Raw genomic sequence first — 11813 nt, 5'->3', positions numbered from 1 at the left:
CGTGGGTTGTCAACTTTCCGGCGTAGTGGTACATCAGAAGAAGAGCGAAGTGGATGGGGGAACGACGTGAAGGAGGGACGACAGATGCTGATGCGTACGGATCCCTTCCGCGAGCTTGACCGGCTCGTCGAGCGGGTCTGGGGCACGGCCGCACACCCGGCAGGCATGCCGTTGGACGCCTGGCGTGAGGGTGAGACGTTCTTCGTGGAGCTGGACCTGCCCGGCGTGGACCCGGAGTCCATCGATCTCGATGTCGAGCGCAACGTCCTGACAGTGAAGGCCGACCGCAAGCCGACGTACGGCGAGAACACCGAAACGGTGGTCACCGAGCGGCCCGCGGGGACGTTCAGCCGGCAGCTGTTCCTCGGCGAGACTCTCGACACCGAGAAGATCGAAGCCTCCTACGAGGCCGGTGTGCTGAAGCTGCGCATCCCGGTCGCGGAGCAGGCCAAGCCCCGCAAGATCGCCATCAGTGGCGGCAGCGACCGCAAGGAACTGGGTAGCTGACCCCACGGCGACACCATCGCTTCAGGGCCCCGGGCATCAGCCCGGGGCCCTGAAGCCGTCCAAGGCCCGCGGCGGCCGCTCAGCCTCACTGTGCCGCAGCGGACGCACATCGCATCACGAGCCGGCAGGACGTTCGGGCTCCCCACTGCCGGCATCGAACACCTTCGTGAAGGTGGCCCCGCACTGACAGCGGGAGTGCTCGATCAGTTCTCCGTCGGCCGACACACTCAGCCCCTGGCTGAGCCGCACGTGCACATGTTCACCCATGAGGAGCTGCTTTCTTTGACATCACTGTCGGGTCATGGTGGGGGCCGGTCATGGGAGCCGACAATGTCGCAGTTCACGTCAGGGTCGATCGTGATGTCCGCCATTGTCTGAAAAGGCCCGCGGCGCCATGGCGCCGCGGGCCGCACAACGCCGCGCTCCGCCTTCTGGCACACATACGCGCACGCCTGGCAAGGAGGGCGCGTGGCCACGCGCATCAACCGGGCGGCTCAGTCGCCTGGGATGCCTGCGCACCGGCCGGCGGCTGCGGGTGACCGTCAGCGTGCAGCATCGGCGCGGTGTGCCGCTCGTGACGGTGGCCGCCCTCGGCCGGTACGCGGCTGCGGGGCGCTTCGGTGTCACCGGGCAGCGGCACGGGGCGGCGCGCTACCAGGCGCCCGACCCAGCGGCGGCCGCAGTGCTCGCACGGTGGTGCGCCCTGCGGTGTGTAGGGGGAGGGTACGGCGGTGTTGTCGCGGTAGAAGACCTCCCACTCGGCGTCGAGAGCATCTCGGTAGCGCTGTACGTCGTAGTCCACGCTCCAGCTGTGCCAGCACGAGCCGCAGGTGAATTCCACGCGTTCGACAGCGAGTTCGGTGATCACTGCACTGCACCTCCCATCCGGTCTACGGGCGCGGTCCGGGGCGGTGGCACAGTTGCGTCCAAGGAGGTGCCTCTCCGTACCCGCACGGACCGCCACGCCGGCGGCCGACTGTCTCGTCCGACCGCTTCGTCCACCGGTACTGCCCCCGCCAGTCCCGGGTCCCCGGAGCACTCGGGGCACCTCCCGATATACCTCGCCCCGACTTGACAGGACAAGGCTCAGGTTTTATCTCAGAAGGCAGGCAAGTCGAGGAGAAACCACAGCTCACCCCGGGCGAGGAGGTGGCCGGACGTGTCGGTGCGGGAACCGGAATCCGATCTCTACGCAGTGCTGGGGGTGCAGTCTTCGGCGACGGCCGAGAAGATCACCTCCGCGTTCCGCGCCCGGGTGCGGGAGCTGCGTCCCGACACCCGCGTGGACGCGGCCACCGCAGCCCGGTTCGGCGAGGTGCGGGCGGCGTACGAGACACTGCGCGATCCGGTCCTGCGGGCGGCCTACGACCAGCGCGACGAGCACCAGCCGGCGCCGGTGTCCTGCCGGGACGTGGCCTCCTCGGAGCCCGCGCGCCCCGAGTGGCGGCACGCCGCGGTGTTCGAGGACGTCCGCCTCGAGCCGCCGCTGCGTGCGGGTCCGGTCCGGTGGATTCCGGGCCGGTGAGACGAAGAACGAGGTGAGGACGAGGAGGGAGACCAAAGATGGCACGCGCGGTTGGTATCGACCTGGGTACGACGAACTCGGTGGTCTCGGTCCTGGAGGGCGGCGAGCCCACCGTCATCACCAATACCGAGGGCGCGCGGACGACCCCGTCGGTGGTGGCGTTCTCCAAGAATGGCGAGGTGCTGGTCGGCGAGGTGGCCAAGCGGCAGGCCGTGACGAACGTGGAGCGCACCGCGCGGTCCGTGAAGCGGCACATCGGCGACCACGCCTGGCGGTTCCCGGACCACGGGGACGTCGACGGCAAGCGGTACACCGCGCAGGAGATCTCCGCGCGGGTGTTGCAGAAGCTGAAGCGGGACGCGGAGTCCTACCTGGGCGAGGACGTCACCGACGCGGTGATCACTGTGCCCGCGTACTTCGACGACGCCCAGCGGCAGGCCACCAAGGAGGCTGGCGAGATCGCGGGCCTGAACGTGCTGCGGATCATCAACGAGCCGACGGCGGCCGCACTGGCCTACGGCCTGGACAAGGAGAACGACCAGACGGTCCTCGTCTTCGACCTGGGCGGCGGCACGTTCGACGTGTCGCTGCTGGAGATGGGTGAAGGTGTCATCGAGGTCAAGGCCACCAACGGTGACACACATCTGGGCGGTGACGACTGGGACCAGCGGATCGTCGACCACCTGGTGAAGCAGTTCAAGAACCACTACGGCGTCGACCTGGCCAAGGACAAGATGGCCGTGCAGCGCCTGAGGGAGGCGGCGGAGAAGGCAAAGGTCGAGCTGTCGTCGTCCACCGAGACGACGATCAACCTGCCCTACATCACCGCCTCGGCCGAAGGGCCGCTGCACCTGGACGAGAAGCTGACCCGGGCCCAGTTCCAGCAGCTGACCTCCGATCTGCTGGAGCGGTGCAAGGCGCCGTTCCACAACGCGGTCAAGGATGCCGGGATCAAGGTGTCCGACATCGACCACGTGGTCCTGGTGGGAGGCTCGACCCGGATGCCGGCCGTGACCGAGCTGGTGAAGGAGCTGACCGGAAAGGACCCGCACAAGGGCGTGAACCCTGACGAGGTCGTCGCCGTGGGTGCCTCCCTCCAGGCCGGTGTGCTCAAGGGCGAGGTCAAGGACGTCCTGCTGCTGGACGTCACCCCGCTGTCCCTGGGTATCGAGACCAAGGGCGGCATCATGACCAAGCTGATCGAGCGCAACACCACGATCCCGACCCGGCGTTCGGAGATCTTCACCACCGCCGAGGACAACCAGCCCTCCGTGACCGTGCAGGTCTACCAGGGCGAGCGGGAGATCGCCGCCTACAACAAGAAGCTCGGCATGTTCGAGCTGACCGGCATCGCACCGGCGCCGCGCGGGGTGCCGCAGATCGAGGTCGCGTTCGACATCGACGCCAACGGCATCATGCACGTCTCCGCCAAGGACCTCGGCACCGGCAAGGAGCAGAAGATGACCGTCACGGGTGGGTCCGCGCTGCCCAGGGACGACATCGACCGCATGGTTCGCGAGGCCGAGCAGCACGCCGAGGAAGACCGCAAGCGGCGCGAGGCGGCGGAGACCCGCAACCAGGGCGAGCAGCTGGTCTACTCCACCGAGAAGCTGCTGAAGGACAACGACGGCAAGATCCCGGCCGATGCCAGGAGCGAGACGGAGACGGCGCTGACGGAGCTGAAGGAGACGCTGAAGGGCGAGGACACCGCCGCGATCCGGCAGGCCATCGACCGCACCGCGCAGGCCGCGCAGAAGATCGGCACGGCCCTGTACCAGCAGGCCCAGGCCGAGCAACCGGCGGGCACGCCCGGAGCGTCACCGGGCGGTGTGGCCGGCGGGCACGAGGACGAAGTGGTGGATGCCGAGATCGTCGACGACGACAAACCGGAGGCTGGCTGAATATGACCAGCAGCGGGCCGCCAAGCGCCGAACTCGAGCAGCTGCGGCGCCTGGTTCAGGAGCGGACCGCCGACCTACAGCGGGTCAAGGCCGAGTACGACAACTACCGCAAACGGGTGCGGCGGGACCGCCTGGCCGTGTGCGAGATCGCGGTGGCCAATGTGCTCAAGGCGCTGCTGCCCGTGCTGGACGCCGTCGACCGGGCGTTGGCCAACGAGCCGCTCACGCCCGGTCTGAGGGACATCGCCGACAGCCTGCGCGAGCAGCTCGGCTCGCTGGGCGTCACGGCGTTCGGTGAGGTCGGCGACCAGTTCGACCCCGCCTGCCACGACGCCCTGACACACCATGTCGCCCCCGACGCGGAGCGGCTGGTGTGCTCGGCGGTCCTGCGCCCCGGCTACCGCCTGGGCGAGAGCCTGCTGCGCCCGGCCGCGGTGGAGGTGACCGGGCCGGCTCCGCCGGCAAGGAGCGGATCGGCGCCGGAGCGCGGCCTGCGGGAGGCATCGGCCCCGGCCAAGAGGCCGCCGTTGCCTGTCGCACGGAGCTGAGGGGCTTCCGTGCCCGGGCACCTGATCTCCCCCCGCCCGCACGCCCGCAGCCAAGATGCCGAAGAAGGGTGGTAGCCGACGTGGCCTTGCGACGCGAAGCGTTCCTCGGCCAGGTGAAGGAACGCGGTGAGTACGAAACCGAGCAGGAAGCACAGCGTGCGGCGCGCGTGGTCCTCGCCCTCCTGGGCGCCCATCTGGTCGGCGAAGTGCGCGCCCAGCTGGCGGCGCGCCTGCCCGACGACTTCGCCCTGATCCTGCTCAATCCCCTGCAGAGCGCGGAGCCGCTGTCGCCGGAGAGGTTCGTGCGGGCGACGGCAGCCTGGATCGAGGGAGCCACCGAGCAGACCGCGGCCTGGGACGTCAGTGCCGTGCTCAGCACCGTCGCCGACGCCGCAGGCGACGACCTCCTGGGCCAGGTGCTGCTCCAGCTCCCCGCAGGCTACGACCTGCTCTTCGGCCGCCCCCAGCCCACCTGACCAAGCCACCGCGCCCGGTGCTCGCACGCCTTCCGCGCACCGGGTGCCAGCGACAGAAGGGCCACCATCCTCGTGGTCGTCGGCAGTCGGGGCGCCCGCAGGCTGGCCACGATGGAGCTGCGCAGGCCGCCAACTACGGCCAACCATATCCGATCACAATGGCTCACAATCAAACGCTGGAGCAGCGAACTACTTCCAGAAGTGCACAGTCAAGGGTTTCGGCAGCCCTTTCTTCTGCGCCCAGCGGACAACGAGCCGCGAACGCCTGAGTGAGCGAGACACCCCATGTGTAGGCCTCAGCAGTCTGCGCGGCACCCCTTGACCGTCCCGTTCGATCGGGGCATGCTCATCCTGCTTATCAGCTGTCCCAGAGCCTGGCACGCCGGACCGCACACCGAGGGTTGGCTGGTCGGCCCTCACTGCATTCATCCCATGTATCGACTTCGTCATCCACGCCATCGCGGCTGATGTCTCTTGGGAAGCACTGCAACGCGACAGGCAAAATCAAACATGAGGAAACATGACAGCAGAGCCGCGCGCAGTGTCCACGAGGGCCTTGCCGCCGGAACCGGCTGTCCCACGCAGAACAGGAGTTTCAACGACAGAGTCAGCCCCCGGCCCGGAGCCCGGGGACGAGTCCGGATCGAAGCGGCACGGCGCTGGGGGAGATGCGAGCGGTGCGGCGCGTACCCACGCGCTACGCCGACCGGTGGCAAGGCATGACCGGCATCCCGCGGGTCGTGGCCCGCGCGCGAGCATTCACTGTCCGCTTCGGTATGGCACGCTCCCAGCGCCTCCGACGGCAATGACGCAGCTGCGGAAGCGTGGCTCCGGCGGGCAGCCGACTCCGAGGGTCTTGCCCGACCCACTTCTGCGCGTTCGACGCGGCCCGCGGCCAGACCCGCCCAGGCGCCGGCACTCCGGCAGCAGTACCTCCTGGCGCTCAGGTCTGGCCGCGGTGACGTTGGCGCGGTCCGGGTCCCGCTGCCCGGCCGCTGCGACGACACGGTAGGTGAGCCGCGCCTTCAGAGGAGCCCGCACCGAGCAATGCGAACCCTGTTTCCGAAGGAGAGTGCATGAAAACCTGTGGAAGCCAGCTCCGGCGCTTGACCCCGGTCGGCCTGGTCGTCGCGATGCTGCTGAGCCTGCTCGGACTGCAGGCGGCCACCGGGACCGCAGCGCACGCCGCCACCAACCAGTTCCACGGCGTGAACTGGGCCGACCCCAACGACAACTTCGTCACCGGGGACATCACGCCGGTCGGCCTGTCGAACACGGACAGCTACTCGACGACGTACGCGAAGGCCACCTCCATCCTCAAGGGCTTCCAGGCGCTGGGAGCCAACACCGTGCGCATGGCGTTCAACCAGGCGACCGTCAACGGCAAGTGGTGGAACAGCTATACCGCCGCGTTCGACGCGGCCACCGCGCTGGGCATGAACGTCGTGCTCACCCCCTGGCTGCAGAACGGTGTGATCGGCGACACCAACTCGTTCTACGCGATGTGGAACACAGTGATCAACAAGTACCTGGGCAACAGCCGGGTGTACTTCGGCATCATGAACGAGCCATGGGGCTACAGCACCACCGACGAGGACAACATCGCGGCGGCCTGGGTGGCGCACTTCTCCCAGGTACCCCGCGGGCGCATCCTGGTGCCCGGCGCCTGGGAGGGGAACCTGTGCGCCGTGGGCGCCGACTCCCGCCTCGACGGCACCCTGCTGTCGCTCCACGACTACACCCTCGGCGGAGAGACCCACCCCACCGAGGCCGAATGGGTCACCAGCTTCGAGAAGAACGTCTGCGGATACGACAGCCGCGCCGTACTCACCGAGTTCGGCGTCCCGATGAACACCGGTGTGAACTACAACGGGCCACGCGACGGCGTCAACGACGTGTCCTACCTCTACGCGCTCACCGACACCGTGCGCAAGCAGGGCATGGGCTCGATCCTGTGGGCCGGCGTGAAGTTCGCCGACCAGACCCAGGGTCCAGGCCCGTGCGAGAACGCCTCCTGCGCGATCACCTCCCTCCAGGGCAGCGCGCCGAACTACACGCTCAGCATCAACAACCAATCCGGCCTCGACCGGCTTCAGTACGGCTGGGGCGCAGGCGGTGCAGGCGGCGCCACCACCGGCCCCATCCACGCGGTCGGCGCGGACAAGTGCCTGGACGTGCCCGGCGCAACGCAGACCAACGGGACAGTGGCGCAGACATGGGACTGCAACGGCGGCAGCAACCAAACCTGGACGCACACCGGGACCAACCAGCTCACGGTCTACGGCGGCGCGAAGTGCCTGGACGCCGCCAACAACCAGACGACCCCCGGCACCCCGGTGGAGATCTGGGACTGCAACGGCGGCGCCAACCAGCAGTGGATCCTCAACGCCGACGGCACCATCACCGGTAAGCAGTCAGGGCTCTGTCTCGATGTGACCGGGGCGTCCACCGCCGACGGCGCCAAGCTCGAACTGTGGACCTGCACCGGACAAAGCAACCAGCAGTGGAAACTCGGCTGACGCCACCGCACCTCAGCAGCCGTCCGGGACTGCGCCCCGGACATCCCGCGATGCGCGGGACGGGTCCGCACTACCGTCCCGCACACCGTGGCAGCGCGTGAGTGCGAGCGAGTAGCAGACCGGCGTCGCCGGTGCGGTGATCGGGGAGGATGGTGATCGTGTGATGCAGGATCCGCAGCAGTTCAGTGATTTCCCGGTCGACGGCGCGCTCGCGGCTGTCCACCAGTGCGTCGTCACCACGGCGTCCACCGACGATCCGTCCCGGTGACGAGGCAGATGAGCCCGGAGGGGGTCGTGCGGATGCCGTAGCTCCGGCCGGCAGGTCGGTCACGGGCCGTCCGACGGTGTCCTCCGCCGTCTGACCCAGCAGCTGACACCCTCCCTCGCTCCAGCCCAGATCCGCTCCTGCCGGAGGGAGCCCCCCAGCGTGTTCGGGAACGCAGAGGCCGCTGATCCACACGCGGGGCTGCACACCCGCCGGGACGGGGCGTCAGGAACGTAGGTCTGCCACCGGGCCGGGTGCAGGCCGGTCCCGCCTGTGCGGCGCACACTCGCGACAAGGCGTGGGCGGGGCCGAGGTCGTATCGCTGGAGGGGGTGATGGGCGCTGCCCGCGTACAGGGTGGTGCCGCGGGCGTCGAACGCGAGGGTGTACACCGCGTTTCCTGGAGTGGTGAGCAGCCCCACGATCGGTTGCCCGGTCGGCACGTCCCACAGTTGCAGGCCGCCGTCGCGCCGCCCGGAATCGTGCAGCGGATACCGCGACTGCGCAGGTAGCCGCGGTTGACTCGGGAGCCGTAGACCTTGTCGGCCCGGACCCGGTCCGGTCGGCAGCGCGGCCTGCCGACACCCATGCGCGGTACCCGGATGCGCTCCAGGACCGGCTGGAACTCTGGAATGTGGCGGCGGGCTGCTGGCCCACTGTGACGGCTTGGCCATCGCCCCCGGACGCAGGGTGAGGACCGCTCGGTGTCATGCCAAGTTTCGGCGCGGACGTCCTGGGGAGTCGGTGCGCGTGGTGTCGTATGGACCCGAGCAGCACGTGTACCTGCCAGAACTGCGCGCCCGCTGGCTCACCCAGACGTTCGTGCACTGGCCCTACTCAGCCGACCAGGTCCAGCGCCTGCTGCCGGAGGGGCTGACGGTGGACACCTGCGATCAGCGGGCGTGGGTCAGCCTGACGCCGTTTGTGATGGCCGGTGTGCGCCCGCCGGGTGTCCCTGCCGCCCTGCCCGACTTCCCGGAGACCAACCTGCGCACATACGTGCGCGAGCGGGACGGCCGGGACGGGCTGTGGTTCCTGTCCATCGAGGTGGGCCACCCGCTCATGCTGGCCGCCCGTGCGATCGGAGCGCCGTACCACCTCGGGCACCTGACGCTGTCGCACGGCGGTGATGCACTGACCTACACAGGGGCGCGGGGGCGTGGCGGGCCGTCGTACCGCATGGTGGTCCGTCCCGGCGAGCCGCTCCGGCCGAGCGGCCGGGACGTGTGGCTGACGTCGCGGTGGCGGGCCTTCACGCGGGGCTGCGGCGTGCTCTGGGAGACGCCCGTCGAGCACGAACCCTGGCCGCTGCGGGCTGCGCACCTGGAAGATCTCGAGGAGACCCTCACTCGGGCGGCCGGGCTGCCGCCACCTGCGCAGGAGCCGCTCGTGCACTTCTCCGACGGGATCCACAAGGTCCGCTTCGGTGTCTCGCGCCCGGTGCGGCCGGCAGTGAGGAGACGGCGATGAACCCGGTGCTCGTGGCGCGGGCCCAGGGGCTGTTCAACCTGGTCGGCGGCGGCTGGCCGCTGCTGCACCTGCGCAGCTTCGAGTGGGTCTTCGGACCCAAATCCGAGGAGTGGCTCCAGTACACCACGGCCGGGCTGCTGGCCACGGCGGGCTGGAGCATGCTGTTCACCGCGGCCACGCCCGGCGGAGTGCGCCAGGCCCGCCGCACGGGCCTCGGCACGGCCGTGACCCTTCTGGCGGTCGACCTGGTGTACGTGCCCGTGGGCCGGCTCCGTCCGACCTACCTTCTGGACGCGGCGATGCAGGCCGGATGGCTGCTGGCATGGCGCCGATGCGGCCGCCTCGGGCGGTCCGCACCGCGGACGAACCGCACCGCGACCGAGGCACCCTGATGCGCCGATCCCCCCGGACCACCCGGTGGCGCTTCGACGGCTGGATCGCCGGCATCGGTACGTCCTGCGGCGCCCGCCTGATCCTCGGCCACTGGCCCCGCTCCTCCTTCGGGCCGTTCAGCGACGTCATGCTCGAACAGGCCGACGGCCACCGCCTGTTGTTGGCTCCCACCCGGCGGACGGCGGACTTCATCGCCGTCACCTACTCCTTCGACGAGGTCCGCATCGCACCCGTACGCGTCCACGTCAGCGGTGACGACTGGACGGTCACCGCAGGCCCGCTGCTCGACCTGCGGTTCACCGCCGGCCGGCGCAGCCCCGTGGGGCTGATGCTGCGGGCGGTCCCCGGTGCCCTGGCCGCCCAGCCCTTCTGGACGGCGGTGACGGATCCGGTCGCCCGCCTCCTCCTGGGCGTGCGCACACATGGCACGGCCGGAGGCGGCCGACACGAGTGGTACGGCGCCCGCGATCTGCACCTGATCACCGCGGCGACCGCCGTCCTCGGGGAGCAGGACGCCGGCTCCCTTGCCGTAGTGGCCCCGCCCGTACGGTTCGGTTTCGGCTCCACGCCCCGCAGGCCCTGCCTCGTACGCGTCACGACGACGGTGAGCACACCGCACACACCCGAACTCTCGTCGTCCCTGTCTCCCCGGGAATCACGCGCACACGAAGGAGGCTTTTGATGAACACCCTGCCACGGACCTCGTCTCGGCGCCGCGTGCCGGCACACGGCGCTGACATGAAGCTGCTCACCATCTATCTGAACGACCACCTCGCCGGCGCCACAGCAGGCACTCAGCGGGCCGGCCACCTGGCCCGAGCCGCCCGCGGGTCCGCGCTCGGCCGGGCGCTCGGTCCTGTCGCCGCCGACATCGCCGAGGACCGTAGGGCGCTTGTCAGCATCATGCGGGACCTGGGTGTCCCCATACACCGCTACAAGGTGTGCGCAGGCTGGGCCGCGGAAAAACTGGCACGGCTGAAGGGCAACGGCCGCCTGGTGCGACGCTCACCGCTGAGCACCTTGCTGGAGCTGGAGGCGCTGCGGCTGGGCGTGGAAGGCAAGGCAGCCGGATGGCAGACCCTGCGCCGGCTCACCGGGACGCAGGAGCGTCTCGATCCAGCCCTGCTCGACAGGCTGCTGGAGCGGGCCCGACGACAGCAGGACACGGTGGAGGAATGGCGTATCCACCAGGCCGAAGCGGCTCTGCGGACGACGGCCGGCTGAGCAACACCGGCCCACGGGATGGCCACGGCACTTGTCCGTGCTCAGAAGCGTAGCCGCAGCGTCGCGAAGTTCGGGTCTTACGCCGAATTCCGGGAGTACCGACGGCTTACGAAGGGGCCGTGGACGACCGACTCGTCGGCCCTTGCGCTTGCGGTTGGCGATCTGGTCGGCAGGCTGCGGGATCACCGCCCGGACTCCGCGGGCAGGTGCTGGCGGATGGCCCGCGACGAGTAGGCCCGGTCGGCCAGGACGGCGAGGGGCCAGGTGCGTGGATGGCCGATGGCCCGGGGACGCGTAGGGCGACCATGACGTGTTCGGATTAAGCACAGCGGGCGGCACCGGCCGTCCGCGGCCAGGCGGATCTTGGTGGTCAGTCCGCCGCGGGAGCGTCCGATGGTGTGATGGCCTGGCTCGTCGCCCGGGCCCCTTTTCGACGGGCCTCCGGCCGCATTCTGGTGCGCGCGCACGATCGTGGAGGCGGCCGAGACGATCCGATCCAGGCCAACGGGGTGCCGGAGATCGGGGGGAGGGGGGAGCGCATCGCGGTCCCGATGGGGCGGGTGGCCCGGTGACGGGGCTCTGATGCTTGCGGTCGTCATGCTGATGGTTGTGGTGGGCGCCTTGCCTTCCGGTCCGCCGTGCCGCCGGCTAGCGGCACGGTGTGGGCGGCCCGCCGGGCCACCCGGCGGGCCGCGTTCGAGACCGCGGTCACATTCGAGGGTCCCGGGCGGCGACCTGTGGGTGACGGGTTCCGTGCGGGCCGTGAGCGAGACGGTGAAGCACCCCACATGACGCAGGTCACCTACGACCCGAGGCCGTAGCCCTAAATGTCCGATACATCCTTTCGGGCACCCCTTCTGACCTGCACTTTGAGACCCACGCCACAGAGCTGATATTTCCGCTCGATCCGGCCACAACTAGTAAAAGGGGTCATTGCGGACGGCTGTGCGGGCTGCTTGTCTTGAGGACGTCGCCAGGCGCCACGA

11 protein-coding genes and 1 pseudogene are annotated in these 11813 nt (G+C 69.6%); 10 read left to right on the top strand and 2 right to left on the bottom strand.

All coding sequences use genetic code 11. From position 1 onward, the window contains the following. The first annotated feature begins 84 nt into the window (after positions 1-84). Positions 85-507: an Hsp20/alpha crystallin family protein gene (locus tag ACWCV9_RS29690; protein ID WP_450791129.1), complete on the top strand. Its 423-nt coding sequence runs from the start codon at positions 85-87 to the stop codon at positions 505-507. 481 nt (positions 508-988) lie between these two features. On the opposite strand, the gene ACWCV9_RS29685 is transcribed toward ACWCV9_RS29690, so the two are convergent. Further along, positions 989-1375: a hypothetical protein gene (locus ACWCV9_RS29685; protein ID WP_450791127.1), complete on the bottom strand. Its 387-nt coding sequence runs from the start codon at positions 1373-1375 to the stop codon at positions 989-991. 291 nt (positions 1376-1666) lie between these two features. Between ACWCV9_RS29685 and ACWCV9_RS29680 the strand changes: the two genes are divergently transcribed. The 9 genes from ACWCV9_RS29680 to ACWCV9_RS29640 all read left to right on the top strand — a co-directional run bounded on the left by ACWCV9_RS29680 (position 1667) and on the right by ACWCV9_RS29640 (position 10827). Beyond that, a complete protein-coding gene (locus ACWCV9_RS29680; protein ID WP_450791125.1) occupies positions 1667-2032 on the top strand; it encodes a J domain-containing protein in 366 nt (121 codons plus the stop codon). Between the two features lie 38 nt (positions 2033-2070). Then, on the top strand, positions 2071-3933 hold the full coding sequence (dnaK, locus tag ACWCV9_RS29675; protein WP_450791123.1) for a molecular chaperone DnaK: 1863 nt from the start codon (positions 2071-2073) through the stop codon (positions 3931-3933). Positions 3934-3935: 2 nt separating this feature from the next. Next, entirely contained in the window at positions 3936-4481 is a 546-nt protein-coding gene (gene grpE, locus ACWCV9_RS29670) for a nucleotide exchange factor GrpE (protein ID WP_450791122.1), read from the top strand. 80 nt (positions 4482-4561) lie between these two features. Then, positions 4562-4957, top strand: coding sequence for a DUF2267 domain-containing protein (locus tag ACWCV9_RS29665; protein WP_450791121.1), 396 nt, complete (start codon positions 4562-4564; stop codon positions 4955-4957). Positions 4958-6033: 1076 nt separating this feature from the next. Further along, on the top strand, positions 6034-7476 hold the full coding sequence (locus tag ACWCV9_RS29660) for an RICIN domain-containing protein (RefSeq protein ID WP_450791119.1): 1443 nt from the start codon (positions 6034-6036) through the stop codon (positions 7474-7476). A gap of 1014 nt (positions 7477-8490) precedes the next feature. Beyond that, positions 8491-9210, top strand: a complete 720-nt coding sequence (locus ACWCV9_RS29655) for a YqjF family protein (protein ID WP_450791117.1) — start codon at positions 8491-8493, stop codon at positions 9208-9210. Continuing rightward, entirely contained in the window at positions 9207-9602 is a 396-nt protein-coding gene (locus ACWCV9_RS29650) for a hypothetical protein (RefSeq protein WP_450791115.1), read from the top strand. The genes ACWCV9_RS29655 and ACWCV9_RS29650 overlap by 4 nt, the downstream gene beginning before the upstream one ends. Further along, entirely contained in the window at positions 9602-10285 is a 684-nt protein-coding gene (locus ACWCV9_RS29645) for a hypothetical protein (protein WP_450791113.1), read from the top strand. Before ACWCV9_RS29650 ends, ACWCV9_RS29645 begins: the two co-directional genes overlap by 1 nt. Further along, positions 10285-10827: a hypothetical protein gene (locus ACWCV9_RS29640; protein ID WP_450791111.1), complete on the top strand. Its 543-nt coding sequence runs from the start codon at positions 10285-10287 to the stop codon at positions 10825-10827. Before ACWCV9_RS29645 ends, ACWCV9_RS29640 begins: the two co-directional genes overlap by 1 nt. A 120-nt stretch (positions 10828-10947) precedes the next feature. Here ACWCV9_RS29640 and ACWCV9_RS29635 read toward each other — a convergent pair. Further along, a pseudogene (locus ACWCV9_RS29635) lies at positions 10948-11222 on the bottom strand (IS5/IS1182 family transposase); the annotation flags it as partial. Positions 11223-11813 lie beyond the last annotated feature (591 nt).

The sequence above is a fragment of the Streptomyces sp. NPDC001606 genome, from assembly GCF_053596835.1.
The sequence above is the reverse complement of the archived record's forward strand: the minus strand, read 5'-3'. Positions and strand labels throughout refer to the sequence as shown.